The 21,893-nt window shown below is 68.5% G+C and carries 22 protein-coding genes; 11 read left to right on the forward strand and 11 right to left on the reverse strand.

Translation table 11 applies throughout. The annotated features are described in order from the left end of the window. Positions 1-135 precede the first annotated feature (135 nt). Entirely contained in the window at positions 136-519 is a 384-nt protein-coding gene (locus E0H75_RS17670; protein ID WP_131514620.1) for an alpha/beta hydrolase, read from the forward strand. Here the strand turns inward: E0H75_RS17670 and E0H75_RS17675 are convergent. Next, positions 516-1,046: a SixA phosphatase family protein gene (locus E0H75_RS17675; RefSeq protein WP_131514621.1), complete on the reverse strand. Its 531-nt coding sequence runs from the start codon at positions 1,044-1,046 to the stop codon at positions 516-518. The genes E0H75_RS17670 and E0H75_RS17675 overlap by 4 nt on opposite strands. Before the next feature lie 28 nt (positions 1,047-1,074). Next, positions 1,075-1,992, reverse strand: coding sequence for a methylenetetrahydrofolate reductase [NAD(P)H] (metF, locus tag E0H75_RS17680; RefSeq protein WP_131514622.1), 918 nt, complete (start codon positions 1,990-1,992; stop codon positions 1,075-1,077). Positions 1,993-2,049: 57 nt separating this feature from the next. On the opposite strand from metF, the gene E0H75_RS17685 reads away from it, so the two are divergent. Continuing rightward, entirely contained in the window at positions 2,050-3,120 is a 1,071-nt protein-coding gene (locus tag E0H75_RS17685) for a polyprenyl synthetase family protein (RefSeq protein WP_131514623.1), read from the forward strand. Between the two features lie 4 nt (positions 3,121-3,124). Here E0H75_RS17685 and E0H75_RS17690 read toward each other — a convergent pair whose 3' ends face one another. After that, positions 3,125-3,538 carry a helix-turn-helix domain-containing protein gene (locus E0H75_RS17690; protein WP_131514624.1) on the reverse strand — a complete coding sequence of 138 codons (414 nt, stop codon included), beginning with the start codon at positions 3,536-3,538 and terminating at the stop codon, positions 3,125-3,127. A gap of 57 nt (positions 3,539-3,595) precedes the next feature. Here E0H75_RS17690 and E0H75_RS17695 point away from each other — a divergent pair, with 57 nt between their 5' ends. After that, positions 3,596-3,961, forward strand: a complete 366-nt coding sequence (locus E0H75_RS17695; protein WP_131514625.1) for a DUF4180 domain-containing protein — start codon at positions 3,596-3,598, stop codon at positions 3,959-3,961. Here E0H75_RS17695 and E0H75_RS17700 read toward each other — a convergent pair. Genes E0H75_RS17700 through thiE form a run of 3 tightly spaced genes read right to left on the reverse strand, consistent with a single transcriptional unit; the run spans position 3,947 to position 5,459 of the window. Beyond that, a complete protein-coding gene (locus E0H75_RS17700; RefSeq protein WP_131514626.1) occupies positions 3,947-4,381 on the reverse strand; it encodes a barstar family protein in 435 nt (144 codons plus the stop codon). The genes E0H75_RS17695 and E0H75_RS17700 overlap by 15 nt on opposite strands. After that, on the reverse strand, positions 4,378-4,815 hold the full coding sequence (locus E0H75_RS17705) for a guanyl-specific ribonuclease (protein ID WP_202873022.1): 438 nt from the start codon (positions 4,813-4,815) through the stop codon (positions 4,378-4,380). The genes E0H75_RS17700 and E0H75_RS17705 overlap by 4 nt, the downstream gene beginning before the upstream one ends. Beyond that, positions 4,812-5,459 carry a thiamine phosphate synthase gene (gene thiE, locus E0H75_RS17710; protein WP_131514627.1) on the reverse strand — a complete coding sequence of 216 codons (648 nt, stop codon included), beginning with the start codon at positions 5,457-5,459 and terminating at the stop codon, positions 4,812-4,814. Before thiE ends, E0H75_RS17705 begins: the two co-directional genes overlap by 4 nt. A gap of 43 nt (positions 5,460-5,502) precedes the next feature. Between thiE and thiO the strand changes: the two genes are divergently transcribed. From thiO to E0H75_RS17740, 6 genes are all read left to right on the forward strand, one after another. Further along, entirely contained in the window at positions 5,503-6,660 is a 1,158-nt protein-coding gene (gene thiO, locus E0H75_RS17715; RefSeq protein WP_131514628.1) for a glycine oxidase ThiO, read from the forward strand. Between the two features lie 4 nt (positions 6,661-6,664). After that, positions 6,665-7,438 (forward strand): thiazole synthase, encoded by a 774-nt coding sequence (locus E0H75_RS17720; protein WP_131514629.1) that lies wholly within the window; start codon positions 6,665-6,667, stop codon positions 7,436-7,438. A 178-nt stretch (positions 7,439-7,616) separates the two neighbouring features. Next, a complete protein-coding gene (locus E0H75_RS17725) occupies positions 7,617-8,585 on the forward strand; it encodes a lytic transglycosylase domain-containing protein (protein ID WP_131514630.1) in 969 nt (322 codons plus the stop codon). A gap of 73 nt (positions 8,586-8,658) precedes the next feature. Further along, a complete protein-coding gene (gene pknB / locus E0H75_RS17730; protein ID WP_131514631.1) occupies positions 8,659-10,620 on the forward strand; it encodes a Stk1 family PASTA domain-containing Ser/Thr kinase in 1,962 nt (653 codons plus the stop codon). 34 nt (positions 10,621-10,654) lie between these two features. Then, positions 10,655-11,545 carry a DMT family transporter gene (locus tag E0H75_RS17735; RefSeq protein WP_131514632.1) on the forward strand — a complete coding sequence of 297 codons (891 nt, stop codon included), beginning with the start codon at positions 10,655-10,657 and terminating at the stop codon, positions 11,543-11,545. Positions 11,546-11,553: 8 nt separating this feature from the next. Next, complete coding sequence (locus E0H75_RS17740) at positions 11,554-12,750, forward strand: glycoside hydrolase family 15 protein (protein WP_131514633.1); 1,197 nt, start codon at positions 11,554-11,556, stop codon at positions 12,748-12,750. On the opposite strand, the gene E0H75_RS17745 is transcribed toward E0H75_RS17740, so the two are convergent. Continuing rightward, on the reverse strand, positions 12,747-13,817 hold the full coding sequence (locus E0H75_RS17745; RefSeq protein ID WP_131514634.1) for a glycoside hydrolase family 172 protein: 1,071 nt from the start codon (positions 13,815-13,817) through the stop codon (positions 12,747-12,749). The two genes, E0H75_RS17740 and E0H75_RS17745, sit on opposite strands and share 4 nt — an antisense overlap. 103 nt (positions 13,818-13,920) lie before the next feature. After that, positions 13,921-14,448: a hypothetical protein gene (locus E0H75_RS17750; protein ID WP_165553808.1), complete on the reverse strand. Its 528-nt coding sequence runs from the start codon at positions 14,446-14,448 to the stop codon at positions 13,921-13,923. A gap of 140 nt (positions 14,449-14,588) precedes the next feature. On the opposite strand from E0H75_RS17750, the gene E0H75_RS17755 reads away from it, so the two are divergent. After that, positions 14,589-17,723: a DPP IV N-terminal domain-containing protein gene (locus tag E0H75_RS17755; protein WP_238163090.1), complete on the forward strand. Its 3,135-nt coding sequence runs from the start codon at positions 14,589-14,591 to the stop codon at positions 17,721-17,723. Positions 17,724-17,763: 40 nt separating this feature from the next. Here E0H75_RS17755 and E0H75_RS17760 read toward each other — a convergent pair whose 3' ends face one another. Continuing rightward, positions 17,764-18,885, reverse strand: coding sequence for a Gfo/Idh/MocA family protein (locus E0H75_RS17760; RefSeq protein WP_131514635.1), 1,122 nt, complete (start codon positions 18,883-18,885; stop codon positions 17,764-17,766). Between the two features lie 92 nt (positions 18,886-18,977). Between E0H75_RS17760 and E0H75_RS17765 the strand changes: the two genes are divergently transcribed. After that, positions 18,978-19,787 (forward strand): alpha/beta hydrolase, encoded by an 810-nt coding sequence (locus tag E0H75_RS17765; RefSeq protein ID WP_131514636.1) that lies wholly within the window; start codon positions 18,978-18,980, stop codon positions 19,785-19,787. 12 nt (positions 19,788-19,799) lie between these two features. Here the strand turns inward: E0H75_RS17765 and E0H75_RS17770 are convergent, their stop codons facing one another. Both E0H75_RS17770 and E0H75_RS17775 read right to left on the reverse strand, forming a co-directional pair. Beyond that, positions 19,800-20,315, reverse strand: a complete 516-nt coding sequence (locus E0H75_RS17770; RefSeq protein WP_131514637.1) for a rhomboid family intramembrane serine protease — start codon at positions 20,313-20,315, stop codon at positions 19,800-19,802. 411 nt (positions 20,316-20,726) lie between these two features. Next, positions 20,727-21,704, reverse strand: a complete 978-nt coding sequence (locus E0H75_RS17775) for a ribose-phosphate diphosphokinase (RefSeq protein WP_131514638.1) — start codon at positions 21,702-21,704, stop codon at positions 20,727-20,729. Positions 21,705-21,893: the final 189 nt, after the last annotated feature.

Raw genomic sequence — 21,893 nt, forward strand, 5'->3', positions numbered from 1 at the left:
ACACCCAGGACTCCTGGCCGAGCCTGGCCGAAGCGGTCGTTGCCTACCGCAAGGGTGATCCCACCGGCGTACTGAGTGCGACCGACCAGCTCGCGACCCAGGCAGTGGGACACGGGCCAGCTCGCCTACAACTGCATGGATCCCGGCTGGCCGCGGGACTGGAGCCGCTGGCGCCAGGACACCGAACTGGCCGACCACCTGACGCCGCGGTTCGCCTGGTTGAACACCTGGTACGGCGCACCCTGTGCCTTCTGGCCGGTACAGCCCGCCAAGCAGGTCCGGATCGGGTCGCCGAAGGTGCCGCCGATCCTGCTCCTGCAGGGCCGCTACGACGCGGCGACCCCGGTGATCGGCGCACGCCGCATGCGGGCTGTACTACCGGGCTCCAGGCTGTTGATCGACAAGGGCGGCAATCACGCGTCGTACCTGTTCACGAAGAACCCGTGTATCGACGACAAGGCGGAGATGTATTTGCTCACCGGTGAGCTGCCGGCCGACGGCGTCTGCCCGGCGAGCTAGCCGCGAGGTACGACGTACGAGACGAGGTCGGCGTCGTTCGCGGACAGGTCCGACCAGCGGCAGGTCAAGTGAAGGATGGTCAGGCCCGACGTCGGGTATTTCCTGGTGAGTTCGACCCGCTCCGGACTGGTGCCGTCCAGAGCGAGCTCGTCGGCGAGCCACGGGATGGCCGGCGCATGGCCGATCATGATCGCGGTGCGAACCTCGGCCGGTACTTCGTGGATGACGTCGAGGAGCTCGTCGGTGTCGGCGTTGTAGATGCGCCGGTCGTACCAGATGTCGGTGGTGGTCGCGCCGCCCTCGGCGGCGTACTGCCAGGTCTCCCGGGTGCGCTCCGACGGCGAGCACAGGACCAGTCCGGCTTCGATGCCTTGGGCAACTAGGTGGCGCCCGGCCGCGCGGGCGTCGGCGCGGCCGCGGTCCGCCAGCGGACGCTGCAGGTCCGGCATGGTCTCGGGCGGGACCGCCTTGGCGTGCCGGAGCAGGACGAGGGTGCGGTCGATCAACAGATCCGACGGGTCAGCCATCGCCACAGGATACGGCCGGGTGCCGCGGTCAGGACACGACCGACGAACGCAGGTTCAGGAAGACCTGACGGGTCGCTGTCGATCGGTTCAAGGTGATGAAGTGGATGCCCGGTGCGCCGCCGGTCAGCAGCTGTTCGCACAGCTCGGTGGCGATCTCGACGCCGACCTGCCGGACCGCGGCCGGGTCGTCCTCGACCGCGAGCAGGCGGTCGGTGACAGCCGTCGGCAGCGCCATCCCGGTGAGCTCCGCCATCCGCTGGATCTGCTTGATGTTGGTGACCGGCATGATGCCCGGCAGCACCGGGATGTCGCAGCCGAGAGCGGCCGCCCTGTCCACCAGACGGAAGTAGTCGTCAGCACCGAAGAACATCTGGGTGATCGCGTAGTCCGCACCCGCCTGGGCCTTGGCCGCCAGCACCTGGGCGTCCGCCTCCAGCGAGGTGGCCTCCGGGTGCTTGTCCGGGAACGCCGCGACGCCGACGCAGAAGTCGCCGAGCGACCGGATCAGCTCGACCAGCTCGATCGCGTGGTTCAGGCCCTCCGGGTGCGCGACCCAGGGCTGGTTCGGGCCACCCGGCGGGTCGCCGCGCAGCGCCAGCATGTTCCGCACCCCGGACCCGGCGTACGCACCGATCACCGACCGCAGCTCGTCGCGTGAGTGCGCGACACAGGTCAGGTGGCCGAGTGGCGTCAGCGAGGTGTCCTGGGCGACCCGCTCGGTGACGCGGATCGTGCCGTCCCGGGTGGTCCCGCCGGCACCGTACGTGATCGAGACGAAGGTGGGCCGCAGCTGCTCGATCTCCCGGATCGAGCGCCACAGCACCTCCTCGGCCTCGGGTGTCTTCGGCGGGAAGAACTCGAACGAGAAGGAACGGCCCCCGCTCGCGAGCAGCTCGCGAATCGTCGGCCGGTTGCCGGGACGCGTCGAAGCAAGACCGTTCGCCATGGCGACAGGTTACCCGCGGTGTCCACCGCTGTCGTCGTACCGACTACGCTCCGAGACGTGTATGGCGATGTGGACATCCCCGCCGAGGTGCAGCGCGCGCTGACCGGTTTCCTCGACCTGCAGCAACGGCGCCTGGAGGCGATCGGGCCGGAGCTGACCGAGCAGGTCCAGGCCGCCCGGGACGCGACCAGCGGGGGGAAGCGGCTGCGGCCGGCCTTCTGCTACTGGGGTTTCCGCGCCGCCGGTGGTGACCCGGCCCGGCCGATCCTGAAGGCCGCGGCCAGTCTGGAGATGCTGCATGTCAGCGCTCTGGTCCACGACGACGTGATGGACTCCTCCGACGTACGCCGGGGTGCACCGGCCGCGCATCGCCGGTTCGAGGCGTTGCAGCGGGCTCGGTCGGAGCAGTCCGGCCGTGGCGGGGATGCGGTGAGCTTCGGCGTCGGTGCGGCCATCCTGCTCGGCGACCTGTGCCTCATCTGGGCCGACGAGCTCTTGCACACCTCTGGCTTCGACGCGGCCGCGCTGGCCCGGGCGGAGCAGTACTTCGACGCCGTCCGGGTCGAGGTGACAGCCGGTCAGTACCTCGACCTGCTCGCCCAGGCGAGTGGCGAGTCCGACATGGACCTGGCCCTGCGAGTACTGCGCTACAAGGCGGCGACGTACACGGTCGAGCGGCCGCTGCATGTCGGGGCGGCGCTGGCCGGTGCGGATCAGCGGTTGATCGAGTCGTTGTCGGCGTACGGACTGCCCGTCGGTGAGGCGTTCCAGTTGCGCGACGACCTGCTCGGGGTGTTCGGTGACCCGGCGCTCACCGGCAAGCCGGCCGGCGACGATCTGCGCGAAGGCAAGCGGACCGTGCTGGTGGCCTACGCGGTCGACCATGCGTCCGAGGTGCAGCTGACCGAGTTCGACCGGCTGTTCGGGCGCCCGGACCTGGACGACGACGAGATCCAGTTGCTGCGGGAGATCCTGCAGGACTCCCGGGCGGTGCAGGCCTGCGAGGACCTCATCACCGAGCGGACCGAGGACGCCCTCGACGCGCTCGACCGCGCTCCCCTGGCCGACGACACCGCTCGCAAGGCGCTGGCCGACCTCGCGATCGCAGCCACCTCCCGGCAGCTCTAATGCCCTAGGTCATCATCTCGATCAACCGGAGTAGCTCGGCGGTCGGCGCGAGGTCGCCGAGGATGATCACCTTCAGTACTGCGCGGTCCTCGTCGTACACGGTCTCGACGCGAAGGCGGCCGATCCCGCTCTGATTGAGCGAGCCGATGACGTGCGTGCTGATCCGGTCGGCGGTGGCCCGGTCGACCGCGTCCATGTGCACGATGCTGGACGCCTCGACGTGCCGGGTCTGCTGGTCCACCTCCAGCGCGGCCGCACTGGTGCCTGTGAACGCCTCCAGGTCCTCGCGGGCGATCCTGTACTGCTTCCCGATCCGGACCGCCTTCAGCCGGCCGTCGCGGACATAGTTCCGGATCGTCCGCACGTGCAGCCCGAGCCGCTGCGCGACCTGCTCAACCGAGTACAGCTCCTGAGGCATCGACGATTCCTTAGAATTCCCTATAAATCATTTCATAGGGAAGTTTAGAGTAGTTTCATGACAGATGAGCGGGTTGAAGAAGTCTCCGGTGTCCGTGTCCTGGTAAGCCCGGTCGGACTGGTGGACGAGCGGGGTGCGGTGGATCTGATCTCGCAGGCGGTGTACGACCACGACGCGACCTGGGTCGCCCTGGGGGCGGACCTGCTCGGGGACGAGTTCTTCGACCTGCGGACCGGACGGGCGGGCGCCATCACGCAGAAGTTCGTCCAGTACGGCGTGGGGTTCGCGGTGATCGGGGACCTGACGGACCGGCTCGCGGAGAGCAAGCCGTTGCGGGACTGGGTGCGGGAGAGCAACCGCGGACGATCGGTGGTCTTCGTGCCCGCGCTGGACGAGCTCGCCGATCGGCTACAAGGCAGGTAGTGAGCTGATCAGGTCCGGCGTGGACGCGGCCGAGGGCTCACGGACCAGGACGCGCAGCTGGCCGGAGTTCGTGATGTCCTCGGCGAAGATCTGGAGCGCGACGTCGACGGTGTCGTGGTCGTGCTCGAGCAGGTGGTGCAGGCCTTCCCAGAGGACGATCTCGGGCGCACCCGTGGAGTGGTCGCTCAGCGAGTCGGCCAGCGCATCCCAGTTCCGGCCGAACCATCGCGGCAGATCGAACGCGGTCGCGCACTGGTCCAGGAAGCCGGCCTTGTCCGTCACATCGCTGGTGTCCAGCAGCACGAAGTCCCAGCCTGCGGCCGCCACGTCACGGCGTACCTGGTCCGGCGTGTGGTCCGACTGCCAGCGGTAGACGCCGGGACGCACTCCATCGGTCAGCAGCGTGCGCAGAGCGGTCATCCGTCGGTGCCCCCGTCTTCCGCGATCCGGCGGAACGACTCGTAGTGGTCCTCCGTGTAATAACGCTCGCCGCCGGTGCCGGTCACGACCCGGCGGGCACCACGGTCCTTCTCGCCCGGCGTCTTCACCGTGTACTCGTGGTAGTAGCCGCGGTCGTGCTTCGGCAGGATCTTCTCGAGGTTGCCGAACACGACGCCGTCGCGGCTGTACGGGTACGGTCCGCCCGCGTCGATCAGCTTCAGCGTGTCCTGCGCCTCCTTCGGCAGGTCCGCCACCGCGACGATCCGAAGACCACTGTCCGGATCCGTGCTCGACGTGCCCGACGGCTGGGTCTTGGCCGCGGCGCAGCCGAACAACGACGCGGCCAACGTGATCACCAGCATGGCGATCACGATCGCGGCGATGATCCGGGCGGTCTTCGGGTTGTTGATCACCCGGCACCCCGCAGCCGCCGGCTGAACTCCGCGGCCGCCGCCTGCGGGTCGTCCGCCTCGGTGATGGCGCGGACGACGACCACGCGGGTGGCGCCGGCCTCGATGACCTGGTCGAGCCGGTCGAGATCGATGCCGCCGATCGCGAACCACGGCTTGGACTGCGGCCGGCTGGCGGCGTACGAGACGAGATCCAGGCCGGCCGCCTGACGCCCCGGCTTCGTCGGGGTCTCCCAGGTCGGACCGACGCAGAAGTAGTCGGATCCCTCTTCGGCGACCACGGCGTTCACCTGACTGAACGTATGCGTGGACCGCCCGATGATCGGGTCCGGTCCGGTGACGGCTCGCGCGGCGTGCACCGGCAGGTCCCGCTGGCCGAGGTGCAGTACGTCGGCCCTGGACGCGAACGCGATGTCCGCCCGGTCGTTGACCGCCAGCAGCTTGCCGTGCCGCTTGCAGGCGTCCGCGAACACCTCCAGTGCAGCCAGTTCGTCGGCCGCCTCCATCTCCTTCTGGCGGAGCTGCACGATGTCCACGCCACCGGCCAATGCGGCGTCCAGGAACTGTTCGAGGTCACCCTGTTTCTCGCGGGCGTCGGTGCACAGGTAGAGGCGGGCGTCGGCCAGGCGATCGGTGTGGTCAGTCACACCGCAAAGCCTGCCATGTCGTGCTGGACGTACGCTTTACGGCATGCCTGAGCACACGTCCGAGGTGGTGGTGATCGGCGCCGGGCTGATCGGTCTGGCGACCGCCTGGCGCCTCGCGGCAGACGGTATCCAGGTGACGGTATGCGACCCGACACCTGGCAGCCAGACCTCCACCGTCGCCGCCGGCATGCTCGCACCGGTCACCGAAGTCGAGTACGGCGAAGACGACCTACTGGCCCTCAACCTCGCCAGCGTGGCCGCCTGGCCGACGTTCGCGGCCGAGCTCGAAGAGCTGACCGGTCTGCCCGCAGGCCTCCACCAGACCGGCACGTTGTCCGTGGCGTACGACGTGGACGACGCGGCAGCACTGCGCAGACTGGCCGACTACCAGCGCCGACTCGGTCTGGACGTCGAAGAGCTGTCCGGCCGGGACGCCCGCAAACGCGAGCCACTGCTCGCAGCCGGCGTCTCCGGCGGCGTGTGGGTGCCCGGCGACCACTCGGTCGACAACCGGCAGGCAGTCGCCGCCCTCCTCCGCGCAGTCGAACTCTCCGGCGCCACCGTGATCCGTCAGCGCGTGTCCCACGTCATCACAGCAGGTACGACGGCTGCCGGCGTACAACTGGACAACGGGGACACCGTGCGAGCTGCGCACGTGATAGCGGCGACCGGACCTTGGTCATCGCAGTTGGAAGGCGTTCCCGATGAGCTGCGGCCACCCGTGCGGCCGGTGAAGGGTGAGGTGCTGCGGCTGCGGGTGCCAGAGGCGTACCGCCCGGCGCTGAAGCACACGGTGCGCGCGACGGCTCGCGGTTTCTCGGTCTACCTGGTGCCGCGACCCAACGGCGAACTTGTCGTTGGTGCGACCACCAGTGAGCTCGGCTACGACACGCGTGTACTCGCAGGCGGCGTCTTCACGCTGCTGCGGGACGCACGGACCGTCCTGCCGATCACGGACGAGCTGGAACTGGTGGAGTCCATCGCCGGGCTCCGGCCGGCCACGCCGGACAACGCGCCGATCCTCGGGCCGTCCGGTCTGGACGGGATGCTGTGGGCGACCGGCCACTACCGCAACGGCGTACTGCTGACTCCGATCACCGCGCAGATCATCGCCGACACCGTCCGCACCGGCGTCCTGCCGGAGCTCGGAAAGCCGTTCTTGGGCAGTAGGTTCGGCCACTCCGCCGAGCACCTAAGGTGAGGCCATGAGCGATGACACCTTGCTGATTGCCGGACGCGAGCTCACGTCGCGGTTGGTGATGGGGACGGGCGGTGCGCCCAGTCTGGAGGTACTCGAGGAGGCTCTGGTCGCGTCGGGGACGCAGCTGACAACGGTGGCCCTGCGCCGCCTCGATCCGAGCCAGCAAGGGTCGGTCCTCGACGTACTGCGCAAGCACGACATCGCTGTCCTGCCGAACACGGCCGGCTGCTTCACCGCCGGCGAGGCCGTACTGACCGCGCGGCTGGCGCGGGAGGCGTTCCACACCGATCTGATCAAGCTGGAGGTCGTCGCCGACGACCACACCCTGCTCCCCGATCCGGTCGAGTTGCTGGACGCTGCCGAGCAGTTGGTGAACGACGGATTCCAGGTGCTCGCCTACACCAACGACGACCCGATCCTGGCCCGCCGGCTGGCCCAGGCCGGGTGTGCGGCCGTGATGCCGCTCGGCTCCCCGATCGGGTCCGGCCTGGGCATCCGCAATCCGCACAACATCAGCATGATCGTCGACGAGCTCGACGTGCCCGTCGTGCTCGATGCCGGGATCGGTACGGCGAGCGACGCCGCGCTGGCGATGGAGCTGGGCTGTGACGCGGTGCTGCTGGCGACCGCGGTCACCCGGGCCGAACACCCTGCGTTGATGGCCGCCGCGATGCGCGACGCGGTAGTTGCCGGACGCAACGCACGGCGCGCGGGCCGGATCCCGAAGCGCTACCACGCGAATCCCTCGTCACCGCTGGAAGGACGCGCCGCCCTGTAGCGGTGCCGTAGCCCCGGCGGTTGCCCTGAGCAACATCGGTTTGTGAACTACATTAGTGTAGTTCAGCTTTGAATTGTAAACATTGAGTTACAGGCGTAACAAGCACCCCATTCGCCCCTGTTGTCACATCCGTACCAGCACTTACGGTCAAGAGACGCTCACACGGGGAGATGGATCGATGCGTAACGTCGTACGGATAGTGACCGGGCTTGCCGTTCCAGTGCTGGCTGCCGCGGTGATCACCGCAGGATCCCCCGGCTTCGGGGCGTACAAGGTGAAGGACGGCGACACCCTCAGCCACATCGCCGCCCGCTACGGGACCACGGTCAAGGCCTTGGTTGCCCTGAACAATCTCCCGGGCAACGGCAACGCGATCTACGCCGGCGAGACCCTCAAGGTGCCGGGCCAGAAGGCCAGGACCGCCTCCGGCCACCCGACCAAGCGCACGGTTGCGGGCGGCCGCGTCACCTATGTGGTGAAGCCGGGCGACACGATCACGAAGATCGCCAAGCAATTCCGGTGCTCTCAGGCGAATCTGCTGGCCGCCAACGGCTTGAAGGTCAGCGACCGCATCTACGCCGGGAAACCGCTGCAGGTGCCGGTCACGATCAAGCCGAAGCCCAAGGCCAAGACACCGGCCAAGACGAAGAACAACACCTTCGCCGGCCGGACGTACGCCGACCACATCGTCACCCAGGCCAACCGCAACCGGGCGGCCCTGAAGAACCGCAAGCTGCCGACCCGGACACAGATGCGCAGCCTGATCGTCAGCACCTCGAAGCGGTACGGCGTCGACCCGGAACTGGCGCTCGCGGTCAGCTGGCAGGAGTCGGGCTGGAAGCAGCGGGTCGTCTCCCCCGCCAACGCCGTCGGCGCGATGCAGGTGATTCCGTCGACCGGACGGTTCGTGTCCAGCATCGTCGGGCGCAACCTGGACCTGCTCAAGCCGCAGGACAACGTCACCGCCGGTGTGGTGCTGCTGGACCGGTTAACCGGCGCCGCAAAGCTGGATATCGCGGTCGCTGGCTACTACCAGGGCCTCGGCGGGGTCACGAAGAACGGCATGTACCCGGACACGAAGCTGTATGTGAAGAACGTACTCCGGATCAAGGCACAGCTGGAACGCGGCTGGGACCCACTGCGGTGAGCCTGGCGCCGTCACGCTGAGCCCTTATCTACACTCTCAGAGCAGGACGGCTTCGAGAGGCGGCTCACCGCAAGTGACGGACGACGTGGACACGCAGGTCAGCGACCGCCTCGTCGGGCGAGTGCTCGACGGACGGTACCGCGTGGGCGCGCGTGTCGCGAAGGGCGGCATGGCCACCGTCTACCAGGCCCTCGACATGCGGCTGGACCGGACCGTCGCCCTGAAGGTGATGCACGACGGACTCGGCGACGACGCCCAGTTCGCCCGCCGGTTCGTGGCCGAGGCGCGGGCCGCCGCCCGGCTCTCGCACCCGAACGTGGTCGCCGTGTTCGACCAGGGTGACGACGACGGCACCCTGTTCCTGGCGATGGAGTACGTGCCCGGCCGCACGCTGCGGGACGTGATCCGTGAGCAGGCGCCGCTCGCCCCCGCCCGGGCGCTGGATCTGCTGGCCCCGATCCTGTCCGCGCTCTCCGCCGCCCACGACGCGGGCATCGTCCACCGCGACATCAAGCCCGAGAACGTGCTGATCGCCGACAACGGAGTGGTGAAGGTCGCCGACTTCGGCCTGGCGCGGGCGGTCAGCGCGACCGGCAACACCGCGACCCAGGGCCTCCTGATGGGCACGGTGTCGTACCTGGCGCCTGAGCTCGTCACCGACGGCAGTGCGGACGCCAGGTCGGACGTCTACTCCTCCGGCATCCTGCTGTACGAGATGCTCACCGGGAACAAGCCGCACTCCGGCGACACCCCGATCCAGGTCGCCTACGCGCATGTGCACGCAGACGTTCCCGCACCGTCGCTCGAGGTGCCGACCATCCCGCCGTACGTCGATGCGTTGGTGCAGCGTGCGACGGCACGGGACCGGGATCTGCGTCCGGCCGACGCGCGAGTGCTGAGCCGGCAGGTGCATCGCGTCCGCAGTGCGCTCGAGGACGGCCTGCCGGACGACCCGGAGCTCACCGGCGACCTGACCGTGCCGATCCAGCAGATCCGTCAGGACAGCGGGTACGACGACGGCTACACCCGCGACGTACCGACTCTGGCGGGTGAGAACGGTCACGTCCTGCGCCACGACACGATCGTCGTACCGGTGGAGAGGGGGCGGCCGACCGGCGGGCCGGCGACCCGGGTGCAGGCGCCGCCACCGCGCCGGGGCCGCGGACTGGTCGCGCTGGTCCTGATCCTGGCCGCAGCCATCGGGATCGGTACGGCGGCCTGGTACTACGGCATCCACCGCTACACGACCACGCCCAACCTGGTGAGCATGGTCCCGGCGGTCGCCGCCGTCGAGGCGGAGAAGGCGGGGCTGCGGACCACCCTGGCCAACCAGGACTTCTCCGAGAACGTGCCCAAGGGTCAGGTGCTGTCGACCGACCCGGCCGCGGGCGACCGGATCCGGAAGAACGGCGAGATCGGCCTCACCGTGTCGAAGGGCCCGGAGCGGTACCGGGTGCCGCAGCTGGCCGGACTTGAGCTGGAGGCCGCGAAGAATGCGCTGGCCCCGATCAAGCTGAACGCCGGCCAGATCGTCGAGCAGTACAACGAGACCGTGCCGGCCGGGCGGGTGATCGCGTTCAGCCCGAAGTTCGACACGGTCGTGAAGCCCGGGGACGCGGTCAACTTCGTGGTCAGCAAGGGCAAGAAGCCGATCACCGTGCCGGACACGACCGGGAAGTCGTACCAGGACGCGAACCGGCAACTGCGCAAGCTCGGCCTCCAGGTCGGCCGCACCGAGCAGTACGACGAGAAGGTGCCGGAGGGCAACGTCATCAGCCAGACCCCGAACACCGGCACCCTGTTCGCCAAGGACAAGGTCCAGCTGGTGGTGTCGAAGGGCCCACCGCTGCAGGACGTTCCGGACGTCAAGCGCAAGAGTCTCGCCGACGCGCAGAAGATCCTCACCGACGCGGGCTTCATCGTGAAGGTGGAGAAGGCGCCGTTCAACCTCGGCCTGAACATCGTCGCCGCGCAGAACCCGGGCGCCGGCAAGAAGGCCCAGCCCGGCAGCACCGTCGTGATCACCGTGCTCTGATCCGTTTTGCCTTCTGTGCAAGGCGTCTGATGAGATGTCCGGCGTGAACCACCCACGTCTGGCCGTGCTGGCCCTGCTCGCGGTCGCGGCGGCGTGGGGATCCACGTTCTTCCTGACCAAGGACCTGCTCACCAGGATGGACGTCGCCGACTACCTGGCGTTGCGGTTCCTGATCGCGTCCGTCGCACTCGTACTGGTGCACCCGCCCGCGATCTCCCGCCTGAGCCGGCTCGACCGCGGCCGGGCCGTTGCCCTCGGCATCACCTACGGCATCGCCCAGCTGGTCCAGACCGAGGGCCTGCGGCACACCTCGGCGAGCGTGTCCGGGTTCGTCACCGGCATGTACGTCGTCTTCACCCCGCTGTTGGCCGCGGTCATCCTCCGGCACAAGATCGGCCGGTGGGCCTGGGTCGCTGTGTTCCTCGCCACTGTCGGACTCGGCGTCCTGTCGTTGCAGGGCCTCAGCCTGGGCACCGGCGAGCTGCTCACACTCGCCTCGGCCGGCCTCTACGCCCTGCACATCATCGGGCTGGGCGCCTGGTCCACCCCGCAGAACGCCTTCGGCCTGTCGGCGCTGCAGATGATCGTCATCACGGTGGTCTGCGCGATCGGAGCGCTGCCCGGCGGATTCGCGGTGCCGGCCACCGGAGGCGACTGGGCCAGGGTGATCTACATGGCGCTGGTCGCCGGCGCGCTCGCGCTGATCGTGCAGACGTGGGCGCAGGCGCATCTCACCCCGACCCGGGCGGCCATCGCGATGACGATGGAGCCGGTGTTCGCGTCCGGTTTCGCGGTCCTGTTCGGGTCCGAGAGCGTGACGTGGCGCATGCTGGTAGGTGGCGCATTGGTCGTGTCAGCGATGTACTTGGTCGAGCTCGCACCGCGGCGCAAGTTCGAAGCGGAAGTGCAACACCTGGCCCAGTAGGGGGAACGATGCGGGACGACAGCACGCGGCGGGACCGGTGGTTCCCGGCCGTCGTGATCGTCGTCCTGCTGGCGATCCTGGCCGCCGGTACGGCGAACAACCTCGTGCGCAACCCCCAGCCCCGGCTCGTCGCCGACGGCGTACCGATCCATGGCGCCGCGCAAGCCGCGGGCGAACGCGGCGAGCTCATGCAGCATGCGATCGCCGATCTCGACGCACTCACGCTCCCCAGCGGCGCCACCCTCGCCGGCTGGGATGGTCCTTGGCGGTTCGTGTGGCCGCGCGACGCGTCGTTCGTCGCTGCGGCACGGTGCTCGATCGGACAGTACGACCAGGCCGACCGGGTGCTGCATTTCCTCGACGGAGTCAGGCCGTCGTCCGGCCGCTGGGAGGCGCGGTACTCCGCGACCGGCGAAGTGATCCGGGACGGACGTGAGCCGCAGCTGGACGGTTCCGGATGGGTGCTCTGGGCAACCTGGTTCTGCCGGGCCGGCGGCAAGTATTGGGACCTGGTCCGCGAATCGGCCGACGAGATTGTGGCCGTCCTGACCCCGGACGGGCTGCCCGCGCCGTCCCCCGATTACTGGGAGCGTCCCGAGTCGAAGGTGACGCTGGGCGTTGTCGCGCCGCTGCTCACCGGCCTCCGCTCCGCGATCCGGATCGCCACGCAACAGAACCACGCCGACGAGGCCGCGCGCTGGCGGACCGCACTCGACGAGTTGTCCAGAGCAACAGATCGCGCCTTTGGCCCGGACTATCCACGGACACCGGCCCGCGCGGTGAGCTTCCTGGAGCCGGGCCTCGAGCCGATCGGGATCGGTGGTGGTGCCGATGCGATCGTCACCGTGCTCGGACCACCGTTCGCCCCGGCCCGGGAGGTCGTGTCCACGGCGATCAACCGGACTCGCGGCGTACTGACGCAGCCGAACGGCGGCGTGACGCCGGGCGAAGACTGGCGCACCGACGGCGTCGCGTGGACGCCGCAGACCGCCTTGTTCGCGCTGAGCGCGGCGGCCCGCGGAGATCGGGCGACCGCTGAATCGTTGCTGTCCTGGCTTGATCGCTACCGGACCAGATCCGGCGCGCTGCCGGAGAAGGTCAATCGCGATCTGGAGCCGGCCGGCGAGGCTCCCCTGGGCTGGACCTCGGCCCTGGTCGTCCTCACCGGCGCGGCACTGCAGAAGCCGTTACCGATTCCTGGCTAGCAGATCTCCATCACATCGTGCACTGGCGCCTCCGGGCGCGCCGTACTCGTCTTGGCCGAGTAGAAGAACGCGGTCGACGCGATGTCGTCCTGGAGGGGGAGGTAGCGGCCGCCGGAGCGCCAGCCGAGGGCCTGGACGTCGACGCGGAGCCTCTCCTTGAAGCGGATCGGGTCTGGCAGGTGGAAGCGGTACATCCCGAACCGCTGCTGGCTCGCGTACTGGCCGTCCGGCCGGATCACCTGTGGCATGCCGAGGTACGGCGTACTGAACTCGGTGTAGCCGCCGAGGTGGGGTACGTCGAAGTTCCACGCGCCGCCGAAGTAGTCCTCGGTCCCGGTACCGCAGACGGTCGGGAACTCGTCGTCGCCGTCGAGGTAGAACTTGACCTCACCCTCACCCCACCAGCCGGTGCTGTTGACGCCCCAGGCGACGTACGTCCCGACGTAGTGGCCTGGGCCTTCTACGCCATCCAGCAGCGTGTGCACGGTCTGCGACTGCAGCGGGTTGCTCCGTCGCCACTGCGCATGCAGGTACGCCGACTTGTCCGGTACGGCGCCCAGCCAGTAGTCCACCTGGAAGTACACGACGACCTTCTCGTCGTGCGTGTTCTCCAACGTGATGGTCGCCTGCTCGGCGAACGGCATCTCCCAGTAGCAGTTGAAGCCGCCGTTCGGGTTCACCGCGACCGGCAGCGAGCTGACCTGGGCGAACTTGCCCCAGCCGGAGCAGAAGAAGTCGCCGACCGGTGTCTCGATCGCGGGCGCCTCGTCGCCGTCCCAGTGCGCGCGCAGCACCAGCCGACGCCAGTGGTCGACGTGTGTGGTCAGCCAGATATGCGTGATGCAGCCCGAACCAGCGATGTCCGCGAGCGTGGCGGTCTCGCCCGGGCCGATCTCGATCGACGGCGACACCTTCCAGCCCAGACCGAGATCCCGGGCCGCGCGGGCACCGGTCCCCTCGGTCCGCCGGCCGCCCTGCCCGGGCTCGCCGGTCGGGTTCTCCGCACTGATGGACCGCGACTCGACGTCGGCGAGCGCGCTGATGCCGGACAGATTCCCAAGAGTCATACCGCGACCCTAGGCCGCCGCGGGGTCCCTGAGAAATCGATTGCCCACCAAGTGGACCCCCCTCGACCGAGCCCAGGAGCTCGCCGCTGTGTACGCCGGCTGCTCAGCAGGGGCGGACCTCTGCGTCGAGGCCGTGCTCGAAGGACACACAAGCCCACGGACGGCCCTGGTCCGCCTTGGCGCGGACGATCAGGGGGAACGCGGTGGCGCCGCGCACCTCCGGGCTCTTGTCGGTCTTCAGCGAGCCGATCGCGCCACCACGGGACTCGGCCGCCGACTTCACGTCCTCGACGGTGACCGCACTGCGCGCGTCCTTGGTGGCCGCGTTCTCGGCGTCCGTGGCGACCGCGAGAGCGAAGTCGATCTCCGGCGGCGTGGCCCAGGTCGTCTGGGTCACCGGGATGACCAGGCCGAACATGACCAGACCGATCGCGGTGACGATCTGACGGATGCGGCGGGTCTGGTCGGAGAGCAGCAAGGCGGCGCAGCACAACGCCAGCAGGAGGGTGAGTCCGCGCAGGATCCAGTGCCGGTCGAGCCGGCTGTCCACCGCGAGCCCGGCGACGAGTGCGATCACGATGCAGAGCACGGCGGCGCCGAGCGCCTGGAGCCGGGGAGACACGGAAGGCATGGCGCAGACGATAGACGTTCGCCGTTCGTCGCAGCGCACGGGCCGTTGGGCGATCAACCCGGCAGTCAGGATCGTGGACCAGCGACGGTCCTGGCAGCCTCAGTGAGGTCCCACCGCCCCCTAGGGATTGGAATCGCATCGTGCCTCATGACGCCCACACCCCTGGATCCTGGAGCATCTCGCGGCGCCGCGCTCTGCAACTCACCGGTGGTCTGGCCGCGGTCACCACCACCGCATCCACAACCTCGACCTCGCCCGCCGCCGCTGCGCAGGCGGCCGGCCATCAGGCCCTGCTGTCGGAGGGCACCAACTTCATGGTCTCGGTCTCACCCGATGGGCGCTGGCTGGCGTTCGACCTGGTCACCGCGATCTGGGTGACGCCGACCGCGGGCGGCGAGTCGCGGCGGCTGACCGACGACCTGCAGGACGCGACCAGGCCACGCTGGTCGCCGGACGGCCGGCGGATCGTGTTCCAGTCGTACCGCGACGGCAACTTCCACCTGTGGACAATCGACCCCGACGGCCACGGTCCCCGCCAGCTGACCAGCGGCCGGTACGACCACCGCGAACCGCACTTCAGGCCCGATGGCCGGTCGATCGTCTTCTCCTCCGACCGCGGCGGCAACGGCAGCTACGGCATCCACCGACTCGACCTGTCCGACGGCACGATCGTCGCCCTCACGGACGACCCGAGCGATGAGGCCGAGCCCGCCGTCTCCGCCGACGGCACCAAGGTCGCCTTCACCGTCGACGCCACGTCGATCGTCGAGCTCGACCTCACGACCGGTGCCCGTACGACGCTGGTCGCCGCAGAGACCGGGATCACTTTGTACGGACCGGCGTACTCGCCGAGTGGCCAGCTGGCGTACGTCCGGCTGGCAGGCCCGGTGTGTGACCTGGTCGTCGGCGAGGAGAAGGTGACGAGCGGGAAAGACGTGTTCGCCGTACCTCCCTCGTGGGCTTCCGCGAACGACGTCTTCTACACCGCCGACGGACACGTGCTGCGTCATACGGTCGGCGGCGCGCACACCGTCGTACCGTTCACCGCGGCCGTGCCGGTGACAGCGAAGCGGCCCCGGCCGAAGGTGCCGGACATCGAGTCGACTGCGCGCCGGCCGGTCCTCGGGATCGCCTGCCCGACCGTGTCGCCGGACGGCGAGTGGATCGCGTTCCGGTCCCTGAACGCGTTGTGGCTGGCGGCAACGAGTGGCCGAGGGCAACCACGTCAACTGGTTGCTGACGGCTACTTCAACTCGGACCCCGACTTCTCGCCGGATGGCAGCAAGCTGCTGTACGCGAGCGATCGGGACGGGACCGCGGACCTCTGGTTGCACGACCTGAAGACCGGTGCCGACAGCAAGCTCTCGTCGTTGCCCGGGGCACAGACCGCGCCGCGGTTCTCTCCTGACGGGAAGCAGGTCGCGTACCAGGATCAGGACGGGATCGCCTGGGTGCTCGATCTCTCCTCCGGACAGGTCCGTCAGTTGACACCTACGCTGTTCCAGCCCGGACGGGTGAGCTGGTCGCGGGACGGGAAGACGATCGTTCTGGCGGCGGTCAAGCCGTTCTCCAAGCGGTTCCGCGAGGGCACCAGCCAACTGCTGTACGTCGACGTCGCCACGACAGCGCTCGAGTACGTCGAGCCGATGCCGTTCCGCTCACTGGCCACCCGCGGCGACGACGGCCCGGTCTTCTCCCCCAACGGCAAGTGGCTCGCCTTCGTCGTCGAGAGCCTGCTGTACGTCGCTCCCGTCGACAAACGCGGGCGGTTCACGGCCGAGCCGCGGGCGATCACCGATGAGGTGACTGACTCGCCGGTCTGGCGAGGCAACGAGACTCTGCTCTACCTGAACAACGGCCGGCTGCGGCGCGCGAGTCTGCGCGGCTCCCGCCCGCAGACGATCAAGGTCGACCTGCAGTGGCGCCGGGCGATTGTCAACCAGCACGTCACGATCCACGCCGGCGCTCTGTGGGACGGCCGCGCGACCACGCTGCGCCGCGACGTCGACGTCGTACTGGACGGGTCGCGGATTGCCGCCGTACGGCCACATCAGGGACGGGCGGACATCGATGCGTCGGAGCTGACGGTGATGCCCGGGTTGATCGATGCTCACAACCACTGGCATCTGCGGGGCCGTGCGTGGGGTGCGCGGCAGGGCAACCTGTGGCTGTCGTACGGCATCACGGCCACGCGGTCGCCGGGCGATCCGGCGTACCAGATGCAGGAAACACGGGAGGCACTCGCGCACGGATCGTTGGTAGGGCCGCGGTACTTCGCGACCGGTGAGGCGATCGACGGGTCGCGGGTGTACTACAACTTCATGCGGCCGACGCTGTCGGTGCGGCAACTCGGTCTGGAACTCGACCGGGTCGAGGGTCTTGCGTACGACCTGGTGAAGACGTACGTGCGCTTGCCGATCGACTACCAGCGTCGCGCGATCGCCGCCGTCCACCGGCTCGGACTGCAACTGTCGTCGCATTACCTCTACCCGGCCGAGCACCTCGGCATGGATGGCATGGAGCACACCGGCGCGACGAACCGGCTGGGGTACTCACACACGGTCAGCCGGCTGGGCCGCGCGTACGCCGATGTCGTCACGCTGTTCACCAAGGCCGGACTGTCCGTCACGCCGACGCTGTTCAACTCGACGATGGCGCATGTCGACGACCCGTCACTGCTCACCGACCGGCGGACGACCACGCTGTTCCCGACCTGGGAGTACGCCGCTCTGCAGACCGAGGTGAACACGGCGGCCGGTCCGGCGGGCATGACCACTCGCGAACTGCTGCGTGGGAACGTCGACATGGTGCTGCGGATCCACCGCGGCGGCGGCTTCGTGATCTGCGGCACCGACAGCCCGCTCGACAACATCGCGGTGTCGACGCACGCCAACCTGCGATCGATGGTCGCCGGGGGCTTCACGCCGTACGAGGCTCTGACGACCGCGACGCGCAACCCGGCGCGGTGGCTCAACCTGGAGGACAAGCTCGGTGTGATCAAACCCGGCGCTCAGGCCGACCTGTCGTTCGTGACCGGCGATCCGCTGGCTGACATCCGGGTCGCCGCCGCAGTCGACCGGGTGATGGTCGCCGGCAAGCTGCACACGGTCGACGACCTGCTCGCGCCGTACGCCAGTGCTGCGCGGACGACGGCCGCCGTACCGGCTCCCGCGAATGCGCCGACTCCGCTCACGCGGGAGCAGGCGCACTCACACGACAGCACCTATTGGTGGCACGAGCCCGAGTGGCTGCACCGGGTGTGCTGCGAGGGCTGACGCCTTCGGGCCTCCGTGACCTTTGGGCCTCCGTGATCTGTCAGAACGTGGTCGTGAGGTTCTGCGTCTGACCGGTTGCGGAGGCCCGGTACGCGGCCTCGATGATGTCGATGACGTGGCGCGCGTGCTCGGCGGTGACGATCGAAGGCTTGCCTTCGCGGACCCAGTCGACCAGCTGCATAACGTCCTCGTACACGTGCTGCTCCTCGATCTCACGGTGCACCCCGGTGACGTGCGGAAGCAGTGCCTGGTTGCCCGGCCCACGCGGCGCGAGCTCGGCTGGGTTGCGGTTGGGGAAGTCGAACGGCTCATCGTTGAGCAGCAGCCCGTCGATCGTCCCCTTCGTCCCGTAGTACGCACCACCGAAACCGCCCCGCATCCCTCCTGCGGCAGTCCCGGTCGCGACGCAGAACAGGTTGTCACCGAAGTCGATCAGCACGATGGTGTTGTCGTCGGCATCCGTCCGTACCTCCGTCCCTCCGCTGGTCCGGACGGGAACCCGTACGCCGGACATCGCCGTCACGCGCTTGGCGGGACCGAGGATCCCGGTCACGGCGTGCAGCCCGTACACCGTCATGTCGTACATCGGCCCGCCTCCCGGCTTACGGAAGTACCACGACGGATCGATGTTCGTCAGTACGTCGCTGCCGCCGCGCACCGCCTCGTCCTGGTGATAGGTGCCGAACGCCGCACCACAACTCACCCACGACAACGTCCCGATGGCGCCCTCGGCGATCAACTCACGCGTCCGGGCGTGATGCGGCCGCAGCATCTCACCCGGCGAGGCAACAATCCGCAGATCGTTGGCGGCGGCAAGCTCAATCAGCTCCGTCGCCTCGGCGACGGTGATCGTCATGGTCTTGTTGAAGTGCACGTGCTTCCCGGCCTGCAACGCCAGCTTGCCCTGCTCGTAGTGCAACCCGATCGGCGAAGCAATCGTCACGGCATCAACGTCGCCCCGTGCCAGCAGGTCCTCGTACTCCGTGAACCCCTGCTCCACCCCGAACTTCTCAGCCGCCGCCTCAGCCCGCCCCGGCACCGGATCACACACCGCCGCCAGCTTCACCTGCCCGGCAAGATCCGCCTGCCCCAGATGCGGAAGAAGCCCCCGCACCGAAATACTCCCCGCCCCAACAACACCAATCCGCACCGCATCAGCCATGCAACAGATCCTCCCACGGGGCAGCGGATTCGCGGCCGGCGATCGGAAGGGCGCGATCCATCTGCTCCCTCGGTTCGGATAGTTTCGGCGGCATGAGCGTTGTCGAGCATGTTGTTCTCATTCATGGGACCTGGGGTCGCGGGAGCAGCTTCCGCGAGGCCCGCGCTGCGTTCGAAGCTCGTGGGTTTGTTGTTCATACGCCGACGTTGCGCCATCACGAGCTGCCGCTGCAGGAAGGATCGGCGCAGATCGCGACGCTCAGCCTGACGGACTACGCCGACGATCTGGTCGAGGTGTGTGAGTCACTGGATTCGCCGCCGCTGATCGTCGGACACTCCTTGGGCGGGTTACTGGGCCAACTCGTCGCGGCCCGCACGACGCACGCCGGTCTGGTCGGCGTGTGCCCAGCCCCGGCGGCCGGGATCTTCGCCATGTACCCGTCCATGAGCCGGCTGTTCCTGAGCCACTACCTCCAGCCGCGTCCCTGGGCCAAGCCGCTCCGTCCGACCTGGGAGAAGTTCCAGGTGGGCGGTCGGATCACGCAGACACTGGAGGACTCCCGCGCGCGGTACGCGGACCTCGTCTGCGAATCGGGCCGCGCGTACTGCGAGATGGCCTTCCCACAACTCGACCGCCGCAAGGCATCCCGTGTCGACTACGCCGCGATCTCCGGCCCGGTCCTGATCTTCGGCGGCGCCCAGGACCTCACCGTGGTCCCGGCAGTCTGCCGCGCCACCGCCTCGAAGTACTCCACCGCGACGTACCAAGAAATCCCCGACGCCGACCACATGCTCCTGTTCGGCAAGATCCTCCAAACCACCATGACCCACATCGACAACTGGCTAGCCACCAACAACCTCACCTCCCCCGAACCAAGGCACACCCCGCCACCGCACATCTAGCGGTGGCTGTAGTCAGCGTTCGGGGTGTGGCAGAAGGAGAAAGCCCAGGGCCATGCCGAGGAGGCAGGGTAGGCCGTGGTTGTCTTGGAGGATCGTGTCGACTACGGCCAGCACGGGGACGGCGAGCGCCATGATCCGGAGCTGGAGGGGCGGCATGACGCCGTACCGGTGTGGAGCCACAAGAACCACCGTGGTGAGTCCGCCGATCAGGCCGGCTACGCACATCGAGTTGCCCGCCCCCACCGGGTTGAGCCACAGGTAGCTCATGAGCTGGCCGAACCATCCGCAGCCGAAGTACAGGATCAGCCACCGCCACCGCCCGAACACGCGCTCGGCAACGGTGCCGAACACCGCCAGCAAGACCAGATTCGACACCAGTCCGGACGCCCAGCCGTCCTGGAAGAACATGCCCGTCAGCAGGCGGTACCACTGACCGGCGTCGATGTACGACGGGTCCCGCACGACGTGGTCATACAGCGGCCGATACACCAGTTGCGCGATCCCACACGCCAGCGTCACCAGGAACACGACATCCAGTCAGCAACGGCCGCCGCGGACCGAAAGCAAGCGCCGCAAGAGGCCTACGAACCGCGGTACCAGTAGTCACAACCAGAACCTAACGCCCCGACGCCGCCCCACCCTCGCCGTTTGTCATGATCAAGTCTGCCGTTTGTCATGACGCGCCGACCGGCGGCCTCTGGTAGACACGAACACTGCATCCTCGAGCAGCCGTCACCGCTGTCGCACGTCTGCCAGTAGCAGCGAAGACCGCTCCAAGAAGGTCTGCGCACGATGGAGAGCTTGGGCACCAAGAGGTACGGGGCTGGCTCCACGGTTCCGGTCATCACGGTCCGCTGGACCGAGGGCGCCGGCCGAGTAGTCGCACGCGGGCGGTAGCCGCAAGCGCCGGCGGTAGCCGGCAAGGGGACCCGGTACGCCCTAGAACGGGAGTTTGGGTTGGGGTGGGGCGTGGGTGGGGTCTACGCCGTCGAAGAGGCTGCTGACGGATTCGCCTTCGTGGATGCGTTTGATGGCCTCGGCGAAGAGACCGGCGACCGAGCTGACCTGGAGTTCGGGGAAGCCGGCGGGGCGTGGGACGGTGTCGGTGCTGATGACTTCGGTGACGGATGGGTGCGACCGGAGTCGCTCGACCGCCTTGCCGGCGAACAGGCCGTGGGTGGTGGCTACGGCTGCTTGGGTGCAGCCGAGGTCTTTCAGGCGGTCGAGGAGTTCGATGATCGAGCCGCCGGTGGCGATCTCGTCGTCGAGGATGATCGCTCGCTTGCCGGCTACGTCGCCGACGATTGCGTCGATCACGACGCGGTCGTCGGCCAGGCGCTGCTTGCTGCCGGCGGCGACCGGCAGGCCGAGCAGGCGGGAGAACTGGGTGGCGGTCTTCGCGTTGCCGAGGTCTGGGCTGACCACGACTGTCTCGGTCAGGTCGCGGCCGCGGAAGTGGTCGGCGAGTACGCCGATCGCGGTCAGGTGGTCGACCGGGACCGAGAAGAACCCGTGCACCTGGGGTGCGTGCAGAGCCATGGTGAGGACACGGTCGACGCCGGCTGTGACCAGCATGTCCGCGACGAGGCGACCGCCGATCGAGATGCGGGACGCGTCCTTCTTGTCCGACCGTGCGTACGCGTAGTGCGGCATCACGGCGGTGATCTGCTGCGCGGAGGCACCGCGCGCGGCGTCGATCATCAGCAGGAGCTCCATCAGGTGCTCCTGCGTCGGCGGCACCAGTGGTTGCACGATGTACACATCTCGCTGCCGACAGTTCTCCTGCAGTTGTACCTGCAGGCAGTCGTTGCTGAAACGATGGATCTCGACCGGTGCGAGCGGTACGCCGAGATCGGCACAGATCCGCTCCGCCAAATCAATGTGGGCACTTCCGCTGAACACGACGATCTCTCGCACGGCTCTCCCCGAACGCTGCGAACCCCGACGCCTGCAGCCTATCCCGGCCCGAACAGCCGATCCGCCAGAGGTCGGCATCCGGTCAAGAGTCCCGCGCGGGTCGCGAGAAGTCCCGACCCGCGGGAGCGAGTCGCGGGAGGCCGGGAACTGATGAGGGGGGTTCGGGCAAGTGGGTGTGTGCCCGTCTGT

Origin of the sequence: Kribbella capetownensis (assembly GCF_004331485.1) — a bacterium.
Classification (GTDB): Bacteria; Actinomycetota; Actinomycetes; order Propionibacteriales; family Kribbellaceae; genus Kribbella; species Kribbella capetownensis.